20 protein-coding genes and 1 pseudogene are annotated in these 20514 nt (G+C 71.6%); 13 read left to right on the top strand and 8 right to left on the bottom strand.

What is annotated here, in order from left to right; all coding sequences use genetic code 11:
• Positions 1-29 precede the first annotated feature (29 nt).
• Positions 30-284, top strand: a pseudogene (locus OQ02_RS47180) (GNAT family N-acetyltransferase); the annotation flags it as partial.
• 80 nt (positions 285-364) lie between these two features.
• On the opposite strand, the gene OQ02_RS21290 reads toward OQ02_RS47180, so the two are convergent.
• The 4 genes from OQ02_RS21290 to OQ02_RS44865 all read right to left on the bottom strand — a co-directional run bounded on the left by OQ02_RS21290 (position 365) and on the right by OQ02_RS44865 (position 2482).
• Positions 365-715 (bottom strand): DUF6292 family protein, encoded by a 351-nt coding sequence (locus tag OQ02_RS21290; RefSeq protein WP_051772599.1) that lies wholly within the window; start codon positions 713-715, stop codon positions 365-367.
• A gap of 114 nt (positions 716-829) precedes the next feature.
• Positions 830-1351, bottom strand: a complete 522-nt coding sequence (locus OQ02_RS21285) for a hypothetical protein (RefSeq protein ID WP_051772598.1) — start codon at positions 1349-1351, stop codon at positions 830-832.
• 87 nt (positions 1352-1438) lie between these two features.
• The gene (locus tag OQ02_RS21280) at positions 1439-2287 is read right to left on the bottom strand and encodes an NAD(P)-dependent oxidoreductase (RefSeq protein WP_033440264.1); all 849 of its coding nucleotides are present in this window, start codon (positions 2285-2287) and stop codon (positions 1439-1441) included.
• Positions 2288-2332: 45 nt separating this feature from the next.
• A complete protein-coding gene (locus OQ02_RS44865; protein ID WP_197043425.1) occupies positions 2333-2482 on the bottom strand; it encodes a hypothetical protein in 150 nt (49 codons plus the stop codon).
• Between the two features lie 17 nt (positions 2483-2499).
• Between OQ02_RS44865 and OQ02_RS21275 the strand changes: the two genes are divergently transcribed.
• On the top strand, positions 2500-3132 hold the full coding sequence (locus tag OQ02_RS21275) for a hypothetical protein (protein WP_033440263.1): 633 nt from the start codon (positions 2500-2502) through the stop codon (positions 3130-3132).
• 61 nt (positions 3133-3193) lie between these two features.
• Positions 3194-4126, top strand: coding sequence for a hypothetical protein (locus OQ02_RS21270; RefSeq protein ID WP_156077181.1), 933 nt, complete (start codon positions 3194-3196; stop codon positions 4124-4126).
• Here OQ02_RS21270 and OQ02_RS21265 read toward each other — a convergent pair.
• Positions 4119-4949 (bottom strand): ABC transporter permease, encoded by an 831-nt coding sequence (locus OQ02_RS21265; protein ID WP_033440261.1) that lies wholly within the window; start codon positions 4947-4949, stop codon positions 4119-4121. The genes OQ02_RS21270 and OQ02_RS21265 overlap by 8 nt on opposite strands.
• The gene (locus OQ02_RS21260) at positions 4946-5830 is read right to left on the bottom strand and encodes an ABC transporter ATP-binding protein (RefSeq protein WP_051772597.1); all 885 of its coding nucleotides are present in this window, start codon (positions 5828-5830) and stop codon (positions 4946-4948) included. Before OQ02_RS21260 ends, OQ02_RS21265 begins: the two co-directional genes overlap by 4 nt.
• Before the next feature lie 117 nt (positions 5831-5947).
• Here OQ02_RS21260 and OQ02_RS21255 point away from each other — a divergent pair, with 117 nt between their 5' ends.
• Positions 5948-6640, top strand: coding sequence for a MerR family transcriptional regulator (locus OQ02_RS21255; RefSeq protein WP_231500144.1), 693 nt, complete (start codon positions 5948-5950; stop codon positions 6638-6640).
• Here the strand turns inward: OQ02_RS21255 and OQ02_RS21250 are convergent.
• Positions 6637-9654: a GH92 family glycosyl hydrolase gene (locus tag OQ02_RS21250; RefSeq protein ID WP_081915816.1), complete on the bottom strand. Its 3018-nt coding sequence runs from the start codon at positions 9652-9654 to the stop codon at positions 6637-6639. The genes OQ02_RS21255 and OQ02_RS21250 overlap by 4 nt on opposite strands.
• Before the next feature lie 179 nt (positions 9655-9833).
• Between OQ02_RS21250 and OQ02_RS21245 the strand changes: the two genes are divergently transcribed.
• From OQ02_RS21245 to OQ02_RS21225, 5 genes are all read left to right on the top strand, one after another.
• Positions 9834-11171, top strand: coding sequence for a glycoside hydrolase family 6 protein (locus tag OQ02_RS21245; protein ID WP_051772596.1), 1338 nt, complete (start codon positions 9834-9836; stop codon positions 11169-11171).
• A gap of 60 nt (positions 11172-11231) precedes the next feature.
• A complete protein-coding gene (locus OQ02_RS21240) occupies positions 11232-11720 on the top strand; it encodes a MarR family winged helix-turn-helix transcriptional regulator (RefSeq protein ID WP_033440259.1) in 489 nt (162 codons plus the stop codon).
• Between the two features lie 73 nt (positions 11721-11793).
• Complete coding sequence (locus OQ02_RS21235; protein WP_081915815.1) at positions 11794-13245, top strand: MFS transporter; 1452 nt, start codon at positions 11794-11796, stop codon at positions 13243-13245.
• A gap of 28 nt (positions 13246-13273) precedes the next feature.
• The gene (locus tag OQ02_RS21230; RefSeq protein WP_033440257.1) at positions 13274-13669 is read left to right on the top strand and encodes a pyridoxamine 5'-phosphate oxidase family protein; all 396 of its coding nucleotides are present in this window, start codon (positions 13274-13276) and stop codon (positions 13667-13669) included.
• A 166-nt stretch (positions 13670-13835) separates the two neighbouring features.
• A complete protein-coding gene (locus OQ02_RS21225) occupies positions 13836-15044 on the top strand; it encodes an MFS transporter (RefSeq protein ID WP_033440256.1) in 1209 nt (402 codons plus the stop codon).
• Here OQ02_RS21225 and OQ02_RS21220 read toward each other — a convergent pair.
• Positions 15031-15852, bottom strand: a complete 822-nt coding sequence (locus OQ02_RS21220; RefSeq protein WP_033440255.1) for an alpha/beta fold hydrolase — start codon at positions 15850-15852, stop codon at positions 15031-15033. The two genes, OQ02_RS21225 and OQ02_RS21220, sit on opposite strands and share 14 nt — an antisense overlap.
• Before the next feature lie 75 nt (positions 15853-15927).
• On the opposite strand from OQ02_RS21220, the gene OQ02_RS21215 reads away from it, so the two are divergent.
• The 4 genes from OQ02_RS21215 to OQ02_RS21200 all read left to right on the top strand — a co-directional run bounded on the left by OQ02_RS21215 (position 15928) and on the right by OQ02_RS21200 (position 20364).
• Positions 15928-16941, top strand: a complete 1014-nt coding sequence (locus OQ02_RS21215; RefSeq protein WP_033440254.1) for a sigma-70 family RNA polymerase sigma factor — start codon at positions 15928-15930, stop codon at positions 16939-16941.
• Positions 16942-16998: 57 nt separating this feature from the next.
• Entirely contained in the window at positions 16999-17442 is a 444-nt protein-coding gene (locus tag OQ02_RS21210) for a helix-turn-helix transcriptional regulator (protein WP_033440253.1), read from the top strand.
• A gap of 10 nt (positions 17443-17452) precedes the next feature.
• A complete protein-coding gene (locus OQ02_RS21205) occupies positions 17453-17863 on the top strand; it encodes a VOC family protein (RefSeq protein WP_033440252.1) in 411 nt (136 codons plus the stop codon).
• 104 nt (positions 17864-17967) lie between these two features.
• Positions 17968-20364, top strand: a complete 2397-nt coding sequence (locus tag OQ02_RS21200; protein WP_033440251.1) for an ATP-binding cassette domain-containing protein — start codon at positions 17968-17970, stop codon at positions 20362-20364.
• Positions 20365-20514 lie beyond the last annotated feature (150 nt).

The following is a 20514-nucleotide window of genomic DNA, read 5'->3' as shown; positions in this document are numbered from 1 at the left end:
ACGGGGACGACGGAATTCCGGACTCCGGAGTGGACGGTCGGGAAGGTCCGCGAGCCGAAGCCGAACTGCGCCGCTACAACGTGGAGGAGCGCGTGGTGGTGGCCGTCCACGAGGCCACCGGCGAGGTCGCCGGGTCGACCGCGGTGGTGCTGCTCCCCCACGGCCCCCGCACGTGCTACCAGGGCGACACAGCCGTGCTGGACCAGCACCGCGGCCATGGGCTGGGCGTGTCACTCAAAGGTGTGATGGCGCACTGGCTGGTGTCCGACCACCCCGACCTGGAACGCGTGGAGACCGTCACCAACGGAACTCGTCGTCGCGCACGACGTCGAAACCCTCATCGCCCGCCTCACGGGCTGACGGCTCAGCGCGCGATCAGCAGCGGCTCATCCGGGACGAGGTCGAGCTCGGCCACCCACTCCGCCACGACGGCCGGCTCCGGCCACACCGGACCGCGCAACCTGGCCAGCACGAACGGCGGTTCGGCGCTGTCGCTCTCCACCGCGACCGACCAGCCGCGCTCCTCGTCCCACAGCAGCGCGACGTCGCGGTCGGCGAACCCGGGCAGGTGACCGTCGAGCGCGAGGTAGGCGCCGAGGCAGGGGCCGTCCGCCTGCACGCACGAGCACTCGCCGGTGAACCCCAGCGCCCTCGTCACATCCGATACGTACGCGAGCAGTCCGCGCACGGCGTCGTCATCGAAATCCCAGTCCACCACGCACCACCGTCCCCACTCCCGTAGGCCCCGGAGCAGCACCGATCTGCCGGCGCGCTCCGGGGTAGCCCGATCGGGCGGGTTTGAAACACAGAAGACGGGACTTTTCGGAATTCAGGGGCGGGGGGTGCGAACCGCGACGCGGGCGGTGTCGTCGAGGTACCCGGCGGTGAACCCTCCGCTCACGGCTTCCGTCTCGGCCACCACGACCGTCACGTCGTCCAGCACGTCCGACTCGTAGTTCACCGCGCTGAACGGCACGTCCTCCATCAACAGCAACGACCCCGACAACGGGGTGATGTCACCGGTGCCGTGGATGTCCTCGACCCGCTTGAACTCGCGCGCCTGGGCCGGGTCGTCGAACTCGACCCAGGCGACGAACACGACGATGGTGCCACCCCGGTCATCACTGAGCGTGAACAACATCCGGTCGAGTGCGACACACGGCGTAGTCGCCAGCAGCTCCCGCACCTGCCCGAACGAATGCGGAACGCACTCGCCGTCCGACCGCGTCGCCTGGTCCACCACGCGCAGCCCCGTGTCGCTCCAGATGTCGTCCGGGTCGGGCACGCCCAGTCCCCCGGCGACGACCGCACCGGTCAGCGCCGCGGTCGCGATCAGCCCACCGCTGCCCACGAGCCGCCTCCTCCACCGCCGACCGGCACCCCTGCCCCACTGGTACCCGGTCCGACGGTAGTTCCCACCCGGCCGCGGCCGACAGGCCTAGAACGCCCGGATCACCGCGGCCATGTCCGCCGCGCCCTCGGACCGCTCGGCGGCGGTCGCGTAGAGGGAGTGGAGCACCCGCATGAGCCGGTCGTCGGCGCCGACCACGTCCAACGCGGACACGATCAGCTCGCTGTCCTTGACCGCGCCGTCGACGCCGAACGCGGGCGCGAAGTCGCCGTCGATCATCGCACGACCTTTGACCTGCGCATACGTGCTGTCGATCGCTCCTCCGGCGATGGCCTCCAGGAACGCGTCGGGACTCAGGCCGAGCCCGCGGGTCAACGTCACGGCCTGCGCGGTGGCCGCCGTGATCGAGAGCACCCACGAGTTCGCGGCCAGCTTGAGCCGCTGCCCGTCGCCCGGACGCTGGCCCGCCCACACCGTGCGGATGCCGATGGCGTCGAACACCGGCGCGACGGACGCGCGCAGCCCCTGGTGCCCGGCCGCGAGGACCGTCAGCTTGCCCTGCTCCGCCGGCGCGCGACTGCCCAGGACCGGCGCGTCCACGTGCGGCACGCCGTGCCGGGCGGCCAGTTCCGCGAGCCGTCGACCGCCTTCGAGGCCGACCGTGGCGCACTGCGCCCACACCGACCTGGCCTGCACCGCCGGCAGCGCCTCGGTCATCACCGCGCAGGTGGCGTCGGCGTCGAACAGCATGCTCAGCACGACGTCCGCTTCGGCGACCGCGGTCTTCGGGTCGTCAGCGACCACGGCCCCGTCCTCGGCCAACGGGCGCGACTTGGCCACGCTGCGGTTCCACACCACCACGTCGAACCCGGCCCGCAGCAGGCTCCGCGCCATGCCCGAACCCATCAACCCCGTGCCCAGCACCACGACGACCATGGGCAACAAGATCCCATCGCCGCACGGACGCCGCAGCGCGAGCGATCAGGAGGTCCGGTCGACCCTGGCGTGCAGCCGTTCGCGGATCTCCTCCGGGGTGTAGGCCCGTCGCTTGCGCTCCGCGCGCGCGATCACCACCCCGGTCGCCGCGACACCCGCGACACCGGCCAGACCGAGCAGCTTCCACCAGCGCATCTGCCTAGGCTACCGGCATGGCGGGAACGAAGATCGGTCTGGACGAGGCGGTCGAACTCACCCGAACCGGCGACGTGTGGCTGTTCCGCGGCAGTTCGGTGGCCGACCGCGCGATCCGGGTCACGACGAACAGCCCGGTCAACCACGTGGGCATGACCGTGGCGGTGGAGGACCTGCCGCCGTTGATGTGGCACGCCGAGATGGGCCGCACGCTGCCGGACGTGTGGACCGGCACCCACCACCGCGGGGTGCAGCTGCACGACCTGCGCGACGCGGTGCTGGTCTGGGCGCGCAAGTACGGGCAGCGGGCGTGGCTGCGCCAGCTCGACCGGCCGACGACCCGTGCCGAGGACGACGCGGTGCTGAAGACGGTGGCGGTGCTGAACGGCACCCCGTTCCCGTCGACGGCGCGGCTCGCCACGCGGTGGTTGCGCGGCCGGCTGCCGAACCTGCGCAAGTCCTCCGACGCGACGCTGGAAACCGCGTACTGCGCCGAGGTGGTGGCCGTGACGTACGAGGCGATGGGGCTGCTGCCGGTGGGGCGCAGGGCGAACTGGTACGACCCCGGCCGGTTCTGGAGCGGTGACGAACTGGACCTCTCGGGCGGGGCGCGGCTGGGCGACGAGATCGCCGTGGAGATCCCGCTCTGAGAGCGCGTTCAGTTCCGTGAAAACAGGCGTGGCGAACGCCACGCAGCCCTACCATCCGCTCGTGATCAGACGTTCATGCGTGGCGTTGGTGGCGGTCCTGCTGGCCGGGTGCTCCGCCGAGGCGGACGTGCCGCAGCCGCAGCAGCCGACGAGCGGGCTGCTCGGTGCGCTCGCCGCCGTGCGGGCCACCGACGAGTCGACCGTGCTGGTGGAGTACGGCGACGTGGCGGCCGTCCGGGCGCTGGTGGAACGGGACGCCGAGCGGTTCCGCACGTTGCAGGGCTACGGGTACTCGGACGTCGCGCGCACCCGGGTCCTGCCCGAACTGGTCGGCTTCGACCCGGTCTCGGCGAACACCGCGCTGCGGGTGGGGCAGCCGCCGACGTGGGCGGCCGTGCTGCGGATGGACGTCGACGTGGCGGCGGTGGAGGCCAAGATCACCGCGCTGGGCGGCGAGCGCGCCGGCTCGGGTACCTGGAAGACCGCCGAGGACGGCGAGGTCGACCTCGACAACCCGTTGGCGCAGGCCGGTGTCGTGAGCGGGTTCCAGAACCTCCGGGTGGACGCGGGTTCGGTGGTGCACGCCCCCACCGGCGCGGCGTTGAAGTGGATCACCGAGCCCGCGGGCGACCGGTCGCTGGCGGCGGACCCGATGATCGGCGAGCTGGCCCGGTGCCTCGGCGACGTGTCGGTCGCGATGATCAGCAACCCGGCCGGTGGGCGGCCGGTGGCGGCGGGCGTGCGCACGACCCCGGCGGGCGAGGCCACCGAGGTCGTGTGCGTGCCGGACGAGAACCCCAACGCGGTCAAGGACGTGGTGCGGACGAACCTCGAAAGCCCCACGTGGTCGGAGGTTCTGGCCGGCGCGACGGTCGAGCAGCCCGCCGACCAGACCGGCGTGGTGCGGGTTCTCGCGCCGACCGCGCCGGGCGTCGGAGCCGGTCGGGTGCTGGTGGCGTTGCACCGCAACGACCTGCCGGCCCTCTTCAGCTGACCGCCGCCGCCCGGCCTGAACCCGATTCACGCCGGGCCATGCGGCGCAGCACTACCGGGGCCAGCGCGAACCCCACCACCGCCCACGCACCGAGCGCCACCACGGTTTCCAGGTGCCGCCAGCTGTCACCGATCTCGGCCACGGCCAACGCGTCCGGCAGCATCGCGGACCGGAGGCCGAGGCCGAGCCAGTACAGCGGGAACACCTGGCCGACCGCCTGCAACCACCCCGGCAGCGCGGTGATCGGGTAGAACACGCCCGACACCGCCACCAGGCCCATGATCGGCAGCATCACGAACCCGAGGCTCTGGGCGTTGCCGAACACCGCGCCGAGGATCGCCCCGATCGGCAGGGTGGCGAGCAGCCCGAGCAGCAGCACCCACGCCAACGTCACCCACGTCGACACCCGGCCCGGTTCCAGGCCGTCGAACACGAACACCGCCGGCAGCAGCATGAGCAGCAGCACGGCGACCGTCAGCCCCGCCTTGCCCAGCACCTTGCCGATCACGTACGCGAGCATGCCGTTCGGCGTCGCCTTCGCCCGCAGCAACGTGCCGTCCTCGCGGTCCATGGTCAGCGCCATCGCCAACCCCATCAGACCGGTGAACACGGCGTTCATCGCGAGGATGCCGGGCACCGACTGCGCGCCCAGCGAGAAGTCCACGCCGGGCAGCGGCCCGTCGCCGAACGCGTACATCACCACCAGGGCGACCACCGGCAGCCACAGCCAGCCGATCAGCTCGCCCGCGTTCGTCATGGTCTGCCCGAACTCGATCCGGCCGCGCCGCACACCGGCGCGCAAGGCCACCACACGGGGGTTCACGCGGTCACCTCCTCGGACTCGCGGACCAGCGCGAGGTAGACGTCTTCCAGGTCGGCGCGGCGCACCTCCAGGTCTTCCACGGCCTTGCCGTGCTCGGCGAACAGCTCCCGCACGTACCCGGTGGAATCGGCCGCGGACAGCACGTGCTCCTGGCCGTCGAGGCGGTACCGCACCTCGGCCTTGCCGGCAATCCGGGCGGCCAGCTCCGCCGCCGTGCCGTCGGCCACGACCCGGCCGGACACCAGGATCACGATGCGGTCGGCCAACTTCTCCGCTTCGGTCAGGTCGTGCGTGGTGAGCAGGATGGTGGTGCCGGTCAGGCGGCGCACCAGCTCGTGGAACTCCCGCCTGGCCTCGGGGTCGAAGCCGACCGTCGGCTCGTCCAGGAACAGCAGGTCCGGCCGCCCGACCAGGCCGACCGCCACGTCCAGCCGCCGCCGTTGACCGCCGGACAGGGTGCCGATCCGCTTGTGGGCGTGCTCCGCGAGGCCGACGACGTCGATCAGCTCGTCGGTGTCGAAGACCTGCTCCCGGTAGGGCTCGTAGAACGCGCTCAGGTAGGACAGCAGCTCGCGCACCCGCCACCGGCCGTGGTCGCGCCACGACTGCAGCACCACGCCCAGCCGCGCCCGCCACGCCTCGTCGCCCTCATCCGGGTCGACGCCGAGCACCCGCACGTCACCGCCCGACCGCTTGCGGAAGCCCTCCAGGATCTCGATGGTCGTCGTCTTGCCGGCGCCGTTGGGGCCGAGCAGCGCCACCACCTCGCCCTGCCCGACGGTCAGGTCGACGCCCTTCAGCACGTCCGTGGGGCCGTACCTCATGCGCAGGCCGCGCGTGTCCACAACCGACGGTTTTCGCTGGTTGTCGTTGGTTTGCATGCCTTCAACCGTATCGTTGAACCTCCTAGTTTAAGCTTTCCCCGACTTGCCGCAGCGCCCCGGCCGCCAACCTTCAAATTCCCGTTGAACCCAACTGCTCGTGTGGAGGACTTCCCGGTGGGTCTTCGCCCGGTGGATCTGGCCCGTGCCGCGGGCATCTCGGCCCAGCAGGTGCGCAACTACCTCGACGCCGGGGTGCTGCCGCCGGCCGAACGCTCCCCGGCGGGCTACCGGGTGTTCACCGAGCGGCACCGGCAGGCGTTGACGACGTACCGGGCGCTGGGACGTGGCTACGGGTGGGACGCCGCCAAGGCCATCATGCGTTCGCTCCACGCCGACGCGCCGGACGACGCGTTGGCCAGGGTGGACGCCGTGCACGCGGTGAAGCACGAGCAGCGCCTGGCGTTGCGGGCGACGGCGCAGGCGCTGGCGGCGGTGGCCGGGCACCCACCGGACACCGTGCCGCGCACCGGTCTGCGGGTCGGCGAGCTGGCGGCACGGCTGGGCGTGCGGGCGTCCGCGTTGCGTGTGTGGGAGGCCGCAGGTCTGCTCGTACCGCAACGCGACACCGACGGGCACCGCCGCTTCGGTCCGGCCGACGTCCGCGACGCGCGCCTGGTGGCCACCCTGCGGCAAGGTCGCTACCCGCTGCACACGATCAAGCCGATCATGCACGAGTTCCGCCGCTCGGGTGGCGCGGACGCGTTGCGGGCCGCCATCACCGCCCGGGAGGCCGAGCTGGGCAGGCAAGCGAGGGTGATGCTCGACGCCGCCGCCGCCCTGCACGGCTACCTGGAGGCGGACCGCTAGGACGTGGTCCCGGTGAGGGCGAACAGCTTGACGTTCGCGTTGGCCGAGAGCACGAGCGACGTGGCCTCGCGATTCGGGTCGAGTGGCACGGTCAGGTGCCAGATCCGGACCGTGCGGCCGTCCGCGGTGCCGTCCGTGCGGTGGCGGGTGGAGGCGGTGACGGCGGCGCGTTCCCCGAAGCGCGGGCCCGGTGCGGCCCAGTCGGTGACGGACAGGCGGGTCGTGGCCGTCGTCCCGTCGGCGTAGGTGGTGGTGATGTCGGTGCGCTGGTCGCCGTTGACCGCGGTGACCAGCACTTCCAACGCGCCGTAGCGCCCCGGCGTCAGGTGGAGGCGCTGGCCTCGGGCGGTGAGGAAGTTGCGGGTCGTGCCGGCGGTGGACGGCACGGCGTACGCGGCGTCGCCCACGGCTCGCACGCCGGCGGCGGGCAGTTGCTCGGCCGGGAAGCTCCAGCCCTTGCCGTCGAGGTTGCCCTGCTGCTTGGCGTCGGCGGTGGACGCGCCGTCCACGTCGTACTGGCCGTGCAGGTCCTGCGCGCACCACGTGCCGGACCGCGTGCACGCCGCCGGCAGGTTGGGCACCGGCTCGGTCGCCGTCGGCACGTGGTCGACGGGCAGGTCCGCGGTGCCCCAGGTGGTGTCGGGCGTGGAGGTGACGTCCACGACGAGCTCACCGCCTCCGGTGACGAAGTCCTCCGACAGCCACGACTTGCCGTGCGCCTGGCCGTTCAGCGTCGCACCGCGCACGTACACGTTCGACGGCGACGCGTCGGGCGCGCTGATCGTGATGGTCGGCGCGCCGTTCCGGTTGATCTTCGCGGCCGGGAACACCGGGCTGGACAGCAGCAGTTCCGCCCGGCTCGGCGTCTGCGGGTACACGCCGAGCGCGGCGAACACGTACCACGCCGACATGGTGCCGAGGTCGTCGTTGCCGGGCAGCCCGCTCGGACCCGTCCGGTACACGAGGGACGCCATGGCGCGCACGGTCTCCTGCGTCTTCCACGGCTGTCCCAGCGCGTTGTAGAGCCACGGGGTGTGGATGCCGGGCTCGTTGGTCGGGTCGTACCGCAGCCCGTCGCCGCCGGTCGCCCACGAGCCGTCCGGCTTGTGGAAGAACGCGTCCAACCGCTGCGCCGCCCGCTCGCGCCCGCCCATCGCCGCGGCGAGGCCGGACACGTCGTGCTGCACCATCCACGTGTAGGTCGAACTCGTGCCCTGCGCGAAACCGAGGTCCGACGACGGGCTGAACGGCCACGTCCACGTGCCGTCCGACATCCGCGCCTGCTGGTAGCCGCCGTCCGCCGCCGAGGGGTTGAACGTGTTGCGCCACCAGCTCGCCCGGGGCAGCAACGCGTCGCGCACGTCGGCGCGCCCGAGCCGGCCCGCCCAGTCGGCCAGGGCGAAGTCGGCGGTGGCGTCCTCCAGCGTTTCCGCCGCGCCGCCCCAGCAGTGGCACGTGTCCTGCGGCGCGTAGCCGAGGCGCAGGTACTCGGCCAGGTTCGGCCGCTGCCCCTCGCACTGGCCGGGGCACCCCTTGTCGGACAGGCCGTCCGGGTGCGGCACGGTGGCCTGGCGCACCAGCGACTCGAACGCCGACCGCACGTCGAAGTCCCGTGCCCCCATCGCGTGCATGCCCGCCAGCGCGGGCGCGGACGGGTCGCCGGTCATCACGTGCGTCGGCCCGTTGACGTGCACCCAGCGGTCCCACACGCCGCCGTTCTGGTTCGCCAGGTTGAGCAGCGACTGGGCGTAGTCGGAGGCGATCTTCGGTTCGAGCAGGGCCAGGAGCTGGGTGTGGGCGCGGTACTGGTCCCAGCCGGAGAAGTTGCCGTACTGGGCGCGCTGGCCCTGTTCCAGCCGGTGGACCCGGCGGTCGCTGCCGAGGTAGGTGCCGTCCACGTCGCTCGTCACGTTCGGCTGCAGGAACGAGTGGTAGAGCGCGGTGTAGAAGGTGGTGCGCTCCGCTTCCGTGCCTCCGGTGACCTCCACCGCGCGCAGTTGCCTCGCCCACTCGCGGCGGGCGTCGGCGGCGATGTCGTCCACGCTGTCGTGCGGCCGGATCTCGCGGTCCAGGTTGTGCCGCGCCGCCTCCGCGCTCGTGTACGAGATGCCGACCCGCACGCGCACGTCGTTGTCACCGGAAGGGTCGAAAGTGACGTAGCCGCCGGACCCGCGCCCCTGCCGCGCCGCGCCCGTCTCGTAGCCCTCGCCGCCGCTCGCGGTGGTGCCGCCGGGCTGGAGCGAGCCGTCGACCCACGTGCCGGTGCCCGCGAAGGCGCGGTCGAACGACGCGGTGAAGTACAGCCGGTAGTAGGTCTTCTTGTTGTTCCCGCCGCCGTTGGCCCTGCGGCCGCAGAACGCGCCGGTGAGCACGGACCCGGACACGGTGCGGGTGTCCGGGTCGATGGTGACCTCGGCGTCCTCGCTGCCGTTGAGCGAGTTGGAGACCCGGAACAGCAGGGCCGCGGGCCGGTCGCGCGGGAACGTGAAGTCGCCGACGCCGGCGCGCGTGGTCACGCTCAGGTCCGCCGACGCGCCCGACGCCAGTCCCACCCGGTAGCGGCCCGGCGTGGCCGACTCGTCGTCGTGGGTGAAGTCGGAGGCGAAGACCTGGTCGCGGACGTCGGCGGTGGGCGAACTCGTCACCTCGCCGACGAACGGCATGATCGGCACGTCACCGGCGGCGCCGGGGTGGCAGCCCGCGCCGTTGACGTGGGTGAGGCTGAACCCGCGCACCCTGGTGGTGTTGTAGGAGTACCCGTTGGCCGCGCCGGTGTTGGTCTGGTCGCCCGCGGTGCTGGTCGGGCTCCACGAGATCATCCCGAACGGCCGCACCGCGCCGGGGTAGGTGTTGCCGCCGCCCGCCGACCCGATCAGCGGGTCGACGTGCCCGACCGCGTCCCGTGGCGACGCCGTGGCCGGCACCTCCGGCGCGACCACCGGACCCACTGCCAGAACGATCGCCAACCCGGCCGTGACAACCCGCACCGCGTCCTCCACCTCTCGACTGCCCATGGTCTACCCAACCGGGCGGGCCGGTCGGAAGCTCCGACGCGCTTTCTGTCCACTGTTGTCATGGGCCGGGCGAGCGCGAAACCGCCTCCGCGTGATCGCTGCCGGCCGTCGCGCCCGCGCGGTACGGTGGCAGCACACCGCCTCCTTCACGTCGTCGTGATCATCGGAGGTAGCAGTTCATGAGATCCCTCATCCGCGTCGGCCACGTGCTGACGGCGGTCGCGTTCACCGCCTCGCTCGCGGTCGCCGCCCCTGCCGGCGCCGGAACGACCCCTCGGTGGTCGCCACGCGTGGACAACCCGTACGTCGGAGCGCGCGTCTACGCCAACCCGGACTGGTCCGTGCGTGCCGACGCCGAACCGGGCGGTCACGCCGTGTCCGACCAGCCGACCGGCGTGTGGCTCGACAACACCCTGTCCATCCAGGGCTGGAACGGCCGGTTGGGGCTGCGCGAGCACTTGGACGCGGCCTTGGGCCAGGACGCCGACGTGGTGCAGCTCGTGCTGCACAACCTGCCCGGCCGGGACTGCGGTCGCCTGTCGTCCAACGGCGACCTGGGGCCTGACGACCTGCCGCGGTACCGGCAGGAGTTCATCGACCCCATCGCCTCGATCGTGGCCGAACCGGCGTACCGGAACCTCCGGATCGTCACCGTCGTGGAGCCGAACGCGGTGGCGTTCCTGGTCACGCACGTGTCGCCGCGCCCTTCGGCCACGGCCGCGTGCGACCAGATCAAGGCGCGCGGGACCTACGTGGAGGGCATCGGGTACGCGCTGGCGAAGCTGGGCCGGATCGGGAACGTCTACAGCTACCTGGACATCGGCCACCACGGCACCCTCGGCTGGCGGGACAACCGCCTGGCCGCCCGGGACGTGCTGGTGAGCGCGGCGACGTTGGGTGGCAGCACGAAGGCGAACGTGCACGGCTTCATCGCCAACGTCGCCGACTACTCGGCGTTGCGCGAGGAGTTCCTCGTCAAGACGTCGGTCAACGGGACGTCGATCCTGCAGAGCAGGTGGGTCGACTGGAACGACTTCGTCGATGAACTGTCCTATGTGGATGGCTTCCGGCGCGAGCTGGTGGCCGTGGGCTTCGGCGAGAACGCCGGCGTGCTGATCGACACGTCCCGCAACGGCTGGGGCGGCCCGAACCGGCCGACCGCACCGGGCCCGGAGACCAGCGTCGACGCGTACGTCGACGGCGGCAGGCTCGACCGCCGACTGCTGATCTCCAACTGGTGCAACCAGACCGGCACGGGCCTCGGTGAACGGCCGGTCGCGGCGCCCGCGCCCGGCGTCGACGCGTACGTGTGGATGAAGCCGCCGGGCGAGTCGGACGGCGCGAGCATCCCGCTGCCGAACGGCGAGGGGACCTTCGAGCGGATGTGCGACCCGACGTACGACAGCGGGTGGGGCTCGCCGCGGCCGACCGGCGCGTGGCCGGACGCGCCACCGGTCGGGCGGTGGCACTCGGCGCAGTTCCAGGGGTTGCTGCGCAACGCCCACCCGCCGCTGTGACCGGTTCTCTTGCATCTCTTGCGGATAATCCACTGTTGTCCGGATGAGTAGGCTGGGGCCATGTCCGCCATGGCCCCGGCCCGCACCGAATCCGACCTGTCGTTCCTCCTGGACCACGCCGGCCACGTGCTGCGCACCCGGATGGCGGCGGCGCTCGCCGAGATCGGGCTGACCGCGCGGATGCACTGCGTGCTCGTCCACGCCCTCGAAGAGGAGCGCACGCAGATCCAGTTGGCCGAGCTCGGCGACATGGACAAGACCACGATGGTCGTCACCGTCGACGCGCTGGAGAAGGCCGGGCTCGCCGAGCGCCGGCCGTCCAGCGCGGACCGGCGGGCCCGGATCGTCGCGGTCACCGACAAGGGCGCGGAGCTGGCAAAGCGCAGCCAGGAGGTCGTGGACGGCGTGCACCGGGCAGCCCTGGGGTCGCTGCCGAAGAAGGACCGGGACGCCCTCCTCCACGCGATGAACCTGCTGGTCACCGGCCACTTGGCCACCCCGGTCACCGCACCGCAGACCGCCCGTCGGGCCCGCGAGAGCACCCGATAAGTCCGCAAGAGATTGTCTGTAACAAAACTATCCGCTACGGTTCCTCCTGTCGCCAACCGGACAGGGGAGAACCATGTCGTCCACGCTCGGAACACCGCCCGCAGCACCGCTCGGAACACCGCTCGCCCAGCCCCGCGCCAACCGCTGGACCGCACTGGCCGTGCTGTCCGCCGCGATGCTGATGACGATCCTCGACGGCAGCATCGTCACCGTCGCCATGCCCGCCATCCAGCGGGACCTCGGCTTCTCCCCCGCCGGCCTGAGCTGGACGGTCAACGCCTACCTGATCGCGTTCGGCGGCCTGCTGCTGCTGGCCGGGCGGCTCGGTGACCTGATCGGCCGCAAGGCGATGTTCGTGGCGGGCAACGCCGTGTTCACCGCCGCGTCGCTGCTCGCGGGCGCGGCGACCACGCCGGGTCTGCTGATCGCCGCGCGGTTCCTCCAGGGCGTGGGCAGCGCGATGGCGTCGGCGGTCGTGCTCGGCATCCTGGTGACGCTGTTCACCGATCCCGGCGAGCGGGCCAAGGCCATCGGGGTCTTCAGCTTCACCGGGGCGGCCGGTGCGTCCATCGGGCAGGTGCTGGGCGGCGTGCTCACCGACGCGCTGAGCTGGCACTGGATCTTCTTCATCAACCTGCCGATCGGCCTGGCCACGATCGCCCTCGCGGTCCGCGCGCTGCCGTCCGACCGGGGCGTCGGTCTGACCGCGGGCGCGGACGTGCTGGGCGCGGGGTTGGTCACGAGCGGGCTGATGCTCGGCATCTACACCGTCGTGAAGGTCGAGCAGCACGGGTGGGCGGCGCCGCACACGCTCGGCCTCGGCGCGCTGTCCCTTGGCTTGCTGGCGGGGTTCGTCGTTCGTCAGGCGACCGCGAAGACGCCGTTGATGCCGTTGCGGGTCCTGCGTTCGCGCAACGTCAGCGGGGCCAACCTGGTGCAGGTCCTGACGTTGTCGGCGATGTTCGCGTTCCAGATCATCGTCGCGCTCTACATGCAGAAGGTGTTGCACTACAGCGCTTTGGCGACCGGGTTGGCGATGCTGCCGGCGGCGGTCGCGATCGGTGGCGTGTCGCTGTTCGTCTCGGCACGCCTGAACACGCGGTTCGGTGAGCGGGCGGTGCTCCTGGTCGGGCTGGTGCTGCTGTTCGGCGCGATGCTCAAGCTCATCGCGGTCCCGGTGGACGCGGACTACGTCACCGACCTGCTGCCGGTCATGCTGCTGATCGCGGGTGGCGGGCTGGTGCTGCCCGCCCTGACCTCGCTGGGCATGTCCGACGCCGCGCCGGACGACGCGGGCCTGGTGTCCGGCCTGTTCAACACCACGCAGCAGGTCGGCATGGCGGTGGGCGTCGCCGTCCTGTCCACCTTCGCCGCCGCCCGCACCGAGGAGGACCTGGCGTCGGGCGCCACCGAGCCCGCCGCCCTGACCGCCGGGTACCACGTGGCCTTCACCATCGCCGCCGCCCTGCTGGCCGCCGCGTTCGTGGTCGCGTCGACCGTCCTGCGCAAGCGCCCTACTGCCTGACCCGCCCCCGTTCACCGAGGAGATCGACATGACCGTCAACGCAGGCCCCGCACCCCGCACCCTCACCGACGACGAGCTGGTGGCCCTGATCGGGGCGCAGCAGTTCGGGGTGCTGGCGACCGTGAAGCGCAGCGGGCAACCCCACCTGTCCACGGTGCTGTACCAGTGGGACCCGGTGGAGCGCACGATCCGCGTCTCCACCACCGCGGACCGCCTCAAAGCCCGCCAGATCCGCGCCAACCCGCGGGTGTCACTGCACGTCAGCGGGCCGGACGTGTGGTCGTTCGCGGTGGTCGAGGGCGACGCGGAACTGGTCGAGGCGGAGCCGGCCGACAACCCGGAACCGGACCGCCGCCTGACGATCACCCTCCGCGCGTCCCGCCTCTACGGCACCGCCCTGGACATCCCTCAGCCGGACAGCTGATCAGCCCGTCCCGGGACCCCCGATACGACATCGCAGTTCGTCGCCGTGTGAGGAGGGGCACGCATCATGCGCGCGAGCGGTCGCGGCGGGGCCGTTAAAATCGTTTCGGTAGCTAACCAAGGTCGCGCGGTCACTGTCGACTCGGGACAGACGACAGGAGCGACGCATGACGGCGACCACCGTCGAGTCCAGCGCGACCCGTCGGACCAACGGTGGCGCGGCGATGGGCGCGCTGGCGATGGGCGGCTTCGCCATCGGGACCACCGAGTTCGCCACCATGGGCCTGCTGCCGCAGATGGCGGACACGTTCGGCATCTCCATCCCCACCGCGGGCCACGCGATCAGCCTCTACGCGCTCGGCGTCGTCGTCGGCGCGCCGCTCATCGCCGGACTGGCCGCGAAGCTGCCGCGCAAGGGCCTGCTGATCGGCCTGACGATCGCGTTGGCCCTCGGCAACGGCCTGTCCGCGGTGGCGCCGAACACCGCCCTGCTGATGACGGCCCGGTTCGTCGCCGGCCTCCCGCACGGCGCGTTCTTCGGCATCGCCGCCGTGGTCGCCACCACCCTCGTGCCACCGGAACGACGTGGCACGGCGGTCGCCCGGATCATGGTCGGGCTGACGCTGGCCAACCTGATCGGCGTGCCGGTGGTCACCGCCGCCGGACAGCAGATCGGGTGGCGGGTCGCGTACTTCGGGGTCACGGTCATCGCGCTCGCGACGGCGCTGGCGGTGGCCCGGTGGCTGCCCCGCGTCCCCGCTCCCCGTGACGCGGGCATCGGTGCCGAACTCCGCGCGTTCCGCCGCCCGCAGGTGTGGTTCGCGCTGGTCACCGGCATGATCGGGTTCGGCGGCATGTTCGCCGTCTACTCCTACATCTCGCCGCTCACCACCGAGGTCACCGGACTGTCGTCGTCCGCCGTGCCGTGGGTCCTGGCCGTGTTCGGGCTCGGCATGACGATCGGCGCCACGGTCGGCGGGCGGTTCGTCGACTGGTCGGTCATGGGCACGGTGTTCGGCGCCATGTCCGCGGTCACGGTCGTGCTGGTGGTGTTCGCGCTGACCGCCACCTCGCCGGTGATGGCGTTCGGCACGGTGTTCCTGCTGGGCCTGGTGTCGCAGGTCCTGGCCTCCGCGCTCCAGGTGCGGCTGATGGACGCCTCCCCCGACGCGCCGTCGCTGGCGTCGTCGTCCAACCACTCGGCGTTGAACATCGCCAACGGCGCGGGCGCGTGGCTGGGCGGCCTCGCCATCGGCGCGGGGTGGGGCTACACCTCCACCGCGTGGGTGGGCGTCGCCTTGAGCCTGGCCGGGTTGGCGGTGGCCGGCCTGTCGGTCCTGGTCGACCACCGCCGGGCGCCGCTCACCCCTCGCTGAGGACTTCGCGCAGCCGGACCGCGAACCGCTCCGGGTCCTCCGCGAAGCCGATGTGACCGCCGGGGAACCGGGTGGGCTCGACGCCGAGTCCCCGGGCGAGCGCGATCGACGTGCGCTCGCACAGCTCCTCCCCCGAGTCCTCGCCGATGCCGACCACGATCCGGGTGCCCGCCGAGCGCAGCGCGTCGAAGTCCGGCACCCACTCGACGGTCGGCCGGAGCATGTGCGCGTACTGGAAGTGCTCGTCGGCGACGTCCTGGGGGTCGCGCTCACCGCCGAACATGTGCTCGACGACCTCGTCGGGCATGTGGATGTTGGCGATGGCCATGAACTGCCGCCACGCGCCGAGGGAGTCGCCCGACAGGTAGGTCGCGATCATCTCGTCGGTCTGCGCGAGCAGCCGCTCGCGGTCCTCGACCAGCTGGTCCAGCGGCGGCTCGTGCGAGATCACGGTGTGCAGCAGCTCCGGGTGCGCCTGCGCGAGGGCCAGCACGCTGACCGCGCCGCCGCTGGAGCCCAGGACGGTCGCCGGCCCGGCGTCGACGTGGGTGATGAGCCGGGCCAGGTCGTCGGCGCGCAGCTCCGGCGTCGAGTCGCGGTCCGGGTCGTCCACCTTGCTCCGGTTGATGCCGCGGGGGTCGGTGGTGAGCACGGTGTGGTCGACCGCGAGGAGGTCGGCCAGCGCCTCGAACGCCCTGGCGTCCATCGGGGCGCCCACGAGCACCACGAGAGGCCCGTGGCCCCGCACCTCGTAGTGCAGCAGCGCGTCCGGGACGCGCAGGGTGTCGACGGTGGCGGTCTGGGTCATCGGGATCCTCCTGGAACAGGTCTGAAGTGCTCGTTCAGAGGTGGTGACTCCCGGAGTGGGGCAGAATCGTCTCTCGTGACCGAAGTTTTTTCGGCGAGTTCCGCGGAGCCCGACCTGGCGCGGGCGCAGGACGGCGACGGCGACGCGTTCACCCGTCTGGTGGAGCCGCTGCGCCGGGAGCTGCACGCCCACTGCTACCGCATGCTCGGCTCCACCCACGACGCCGACGACGCCCTCCAGGACGCCCTGCTGAGGGCGTGGCGAGGGCTGCCCCGGTTCGAGGGGCGCAGCTCGTTGCGCTCGTGGCTGTACGCGGTGGCGACCCGCACGTGCCTGGACACCGTCGAGAGCCGGGGACGAAGGGCCATGCCGGTCGACCTGGGGCCTTCCAGCGAACGGACGGTAATCGGGGACGCGCCGCTGGCGGATGTCGCGTGGCTCGGGCCGTACCCGGACTCGGGGCTGCCGGACGGCAGCTACACCCGGCGCGAGTCGGTCGAGCTGGCGTTCGTCGCCGCGTTGCAGCACCTGCCCGGCAACCAGCGGGCGGCGTTGCTGCTGTTCGAGGTGCTGGGGTTCTCGGTCGCCGAGATCGCGGCCATGATGAACACCTCGACCACGTCGGTGAACTCGGCGTTGGCGCGGGCCCGCCGGATCGTCGCGGAGAAGGTCCCGTCGCGCACGCAGCAGCAGACGTTGCGGCGGATCGGCGACGCCCGCCTCCGGCAGGTCGTGACCGACTTCTCCACCGCGCTGGAACGCGGCGACGCGGACGCCCTGGTCGCGCTGCTGACCGAGGACGTGACCTGGTCGATGCCCCCGCTGCCGCGCTGGTACCACGGCATCGAGGCGGTGTCGGACTTCGTCGTGCGCGTCCCGATCGGCGGCTGCGCGCCGTGGCGGCACATCGTGACCAGCGCGAACGGCCAGCCCGCCGTCGGCTGCTACATGTGGGACGAGGACGCCGGCACGCACCTGGCGTGGGCGGTCAACGTGCTGACGCTGCGGGACGACCGGATCTCGGAGGTCACGTCGTTCATCGGCCCCGAGCACTTCCCGCCGTTCGACCTGCCGCCTTCCGTCCGGTGACGGTCGATCGGCCGAACACGCTGCTCCACCTGGCCCGCGTGTGGCACCATCGGGCAGGTGACCAGCACACCAGCCGCGACTCAGCACCTGCGTGACCTCGCGCTGCTGCGGCGGGTCCGGGACCGGATCGACCGGGACTACGCGCAGCCGCTGGACGTCGAGGCGCTGGCCCGCGGCGTGAACGTGTCCGCCGGGCACCTCAGCCGCCAGTTCCGACGCGCTTACGGTGAGTCACCGTACTCGTACCTGATGACCCGTCGCATCGAGCGGGCGATGGCGCTGCTGCGTCGCGGCGACCTCAGCGTCACCGAGGTCTGCTTCGCCGTCGGCTGCTCGTCGCTGGGCACCTTCAGCACCAGGTTCACCGAGCTGGTCGGCATGCCTCCCAGCGCCTACCGCCGCCAGGAGGCGCCGCCGACCGCGGGCATCCCGTCCTGCGTCGAGAAGCAGGTCTCCCGACCGGTCAGGAATCGAGAAGCGCCGGCCGAGAGCCTCACCTAGCGTCATCGCCATGGACATCACCATTCACACCAGCTTCCTCCCGCACGACGACCCGGACGCGTCGCTGGCCTTCTACCGCGACGTCCTCGGCTTCGAGGTCCGCAACGACGTCGGCCAGGGCAGGATGCGCTGGATCACGGTCGGTCCGGCCGATCAGCCCGACACGTCGATCCTGCTGGCCCCGCCGGCCGTCGACCCCGGCATCACCGACGACGAGCGCCGCACCATCACCGAGATGATGGCCAAGGGCACCTACGGCTGGATCCTGCTGGCCTCCCGCGACCTCGACGGCACCTTCGAGAAGGTCCAGTCCCACGACGTCGAGGTCGTCCAAGAGCCGACGTTGCAGCCCTACGGCATCCGCGACTGCGCGTTCCGCGACCCCGCGGGCAACCTGGTCCGCATCCAGGAAGTCGGCTGAGCCGTCCGGCGAAGCACTGGTGACGGCCGTGCGCACCGGGTCCGCGTGCGCCGGCCACCCCGGACTTGTCCACGACGGACAGAAGTGATGGAGAGACGACAAGCATGGCCAAGAAGACCGGGACGCAGCCGCCTGCGCCGCACACCGCCGACAGCCACGACCTGATCCGCGTGCAGGGCGCGCGGGTGAACAACCTCAAGGACGTCAGCGTCGAGATCCCGAAGCGCAGGCTGACGGTGTTCACCGGCGTCTCGGGTTCCGGCAAGAGCTCGCTGGTCTTCGGCACGATCGCCGCCGAGTCGCAGCGGATGATCAACGAGACGTACAGCGCGTTCGTGCAGGGCTTCATGCCGACGCTGGCGCGGCCCGAGGTCGACGTGCTCGAAGGCCTCACGACCGCGATCATCGTCGACCAGGAGCGGCTCGGCGCCAACCCCCGGTCCACGGTCGGCACCGTCACCGACGCGAACGCGCTGCTGCGCATCCTGTTCAGCAGGCTCGGCACGCCCCACGTCGGCCCGCCCAACGCGTACTCGTTCAACGTCCCCTCGGTGCGGGCCAGCGGCGCGATCACGGTGGAGCGCGGCGGCAAGACGAAGGCCGAGAAGGCGACGTTCAACCGCCTCGGCGGCATGTGCCCGCGGTGCGAGGGCATGGGCTCGGTCACCGACTTCGACCTGAGCGCGCTGTACGACGACAGCAAGTCGCTCAACGACGGCGCGCTCACCATCCCCGGCTACAGCATGGACGGCTGGTACGGCCGCATCTACCGCGGCTGCGGCTTCTTCGACCCGGACAAGCCGATCCGCAAGTACAACAAGAAGGAACTGCACGACCTGCTCCACAGGGAACCGACCAAGATCAAGGTCGAGGGGATCAACCTGACGTACTCGGGCCTGATCCCGCAGATCCAGAAGTCGTTCCTGGCCAAGGACGTCGACGCCATGCAGCCGCACATCCGCGCGTTCGTCGAGCGGGCGGTGACGTTCACGACCTGCCCCGAGTGCGACGGCACGCGGCTGGCCAAGGAAGCGTTGGCGTCCCGGATCAAGGGCAAGAACATCGCGGACCTGTGCCAGATCCAGATCAGCGACCTGGCCGAGTGGGTGCGCGAACTGGACGAGCCTTCGGTGGCGCCGCTGCTCGTGACGCTGCGGCGGACGCTGGACTCGTTCGTGGGCATCGGGCTGGGGTACCTGTCGCTCGACCGCCCGTCGGGCACGCTGTCGGGCGGTGAGGCGCAGCGCACCAAGATGATCCGCCACCTCGGCTCGTCGCTCACCGACGTCACCTACGTCTTCGACGAGCCCACCATCGGCCTGCACCCGCACGACATCCAGCGGATGAACGCCCTGCTGCTGCAGTTGCGGGACAAGGGCAACACCGTGCTGGTGGTCGAGCACAAGCCCGAGGTGATCGCGATCGCCGACCACGTCGTCGACCTCGGCCCTGCTGCGGGCACGGGCGGTGGCGAGGTGGTGTTCGAGGGCGCCGTCGAGGGGCTGCGCGCCGCCGACACCCTCACCGGGCGGCACCTGGACGACCGGGCGACGCTGAAGCCGTCGGCGCGGACGCCGTCCGGGGCGCTGGAGGTGCGCGGGGCGGACGCCCACAACCTGCGTGACGTCGACGTCGACATCCCGCTCGGGGTGCTCTGCGTGCTCACGGGCGTGGCGGGTTCCGGCAAGAGCTCGCTGGTCCACGGCTCGGTCGCCGGCCGCGAGGGCGTGGTCGTGATCGACCAGGGCGCGATCCGCGGGTCGCGGCGCAGCAACCCGGCGACGTACACCGGGCTGCTCGAACCGATCCGCAAGGCGTTCGCCAAGGCCAACGGCGTGAAGCCGGCGTTGTTCAGCTCCAACTCCGAGGGCGCGTGCCCCACGTGCAACGGCGCGGGCGTCATCTACACCGAGCTGGGCGTGATGGCGACCGTCGAGTCCACGTGCGAGGACTGCGACGGCAAGCGGTTCCAGGCGTCCGTGCTGGAGTACACGCTGGGCGGGCGGAACATCGCCGAGGTGCTGGCGATGTCCGTGGTCGAGGCGGAGGAGTTCTTCGGCGCGGGCGACGCGCGCACGCCGGCCGCGCACAAGATCCTCGACCGGCTCGCCGACGTCGGCCTCGGCTACCTCACGCTGGGGCAGCCGCTGACCACGCTGTCCGGTGGTGAGCGGCAGCGGCTCAAGCTGGCCGCGCAGATGGCGGAGAAGGGCGAGGTCTACGTCCTCGACGAGCCGACGACCGGCCTGCACCTCGCCGACGTGGAACAGCTGCTCGGCCTGCTGGACCGGCTCGTCGACTCGGGCAAGTCGGTCATCGTCATCGAGCACCACCAGGCGGTCATGGCGCACGCGGACTGGATCATCGACCTCGGCCCCGGCGCCGGCCACGACGGCGGCCGGATCGTCTTCGAGGGCACACCCGCCGACCTGGTCGCCAAGCGCGCCACCCTCACCGCCGAACACCTCGCCGACTACGTCTCCCCCACACCACCCGCGTGAGTCCTACGTTCCCGACGCGTGAGTCCTACGTTCCGAACACCCGAATTCAACGCTCAGAACGCGGAGGCAGGCAAGCCCCGACGCGAACGTTGAATTCAGGGGTTCCGAACGTAGGACTCACCCGTTCCGAACGTAGGACTCACGCGTACG

The organism is Saccharothrix sp. NRRL B-16314, from assembly GCF_000716595.1.
In the GTDB taxonomy this organism is placed as follows: Bacteria; Actinomycetota; Actinomycetes; order Mycobacteriales; family Pseudonocardiaceae; genus Actinosynnema.
Note: the sequence above shows the minus strand (reverse complement) of the source record. Positions and strands in the feature narration are given on the sequence as shown.

Coding starts and splice junctions, on each gene's coding strand:
- OQ02_RS21280 (WP_033440264.1), bottom strand. CDS start 2,287: ATGGTCGTCGTGGTGCTGGGCACGGGGTTGATGGGTTCGGGCATGGCG.
- OQ02_RS44865 (WP_197043425.1), bottom strand. CDS start 2,482: ATGCGCTGGTGGAAGCTGCTCGGTCTGGCCGGTGTCGCGGGTGTCGCG.
- OQ02_RS21275 (WP_033440263.1), top strand. CDS start 2,500: ATGGCGGGAACGAAGATCGGTCTGGACGAGGCGGTCGAACTCACCCGA.
- OQ02_RS21260 (WP_051772597.1), bottom strand. CDS start 5,830: ATGCAAACCAACGACAACCAGCGAAAACCGTCGGTTGTGGACACGCGC.
- OQ02_RS21250 (WP_081915816.1), bottom strand. CDS start 9,654: ATGGGCAGTCGAGAGGTGGAGGACGCGGTGCGGGTTGTCACGGCCGGG.
- OQ02_RS21245 (WP_051772596.1), top strand. CDS start 9,834: ATGAGATCCCTCATCCGCGTCGGCCACGTGCTGACGGCGGTCGCGTTC.
- OQ02_RS21240 (WP_033440259.1), top strand. CDS start 11,232: ATGTCCGCCATGGCCCCGGCCCGCACCGAATCCGACCTGTCGTTCCTC.
- OQ02_RS21235 (WP_081915815.1), top strand. CDS start 11,794: ATGTCGTCCACGCTCGGAACACCGCCCGCAGCACCGCTCGGAACACCG.
- OQ02_RS21230 (WP_033440257.1), top strand. CDS start 13,274: ATGACCGTCAACGCAGGCCCCGCACCCCGCACCCTCACCGACGACGAG.
- OQ02_RS21225 (WP_033440256.1), top strand. CDS start 13,836: ATGACGGCGACCACCGTCGAGTCCAGCGCGACCCGTCGGACCAACGGT.
- OQ02_RS21220 (WP_033440255.1), bottom strand. CDS start 15,852: ATGACCCAGACCGCCACCGTCGACACCCTGCGCGTCCCGGACGCGCTG.
- OQ02_RS21205 (WP_033440252.1), top strand. CDS start 17,453: ATGGACATCACCATTCACACCAGCTTCCTCCCGCACGACGACCCGGAC.
- OQ02_RS21200 (WP_033440251.1), top strand. CDS start 17,968: ATGGCCAAGAAGACCGGGACGCAGCCGCCTGCGCCGCACACCGCCGAC.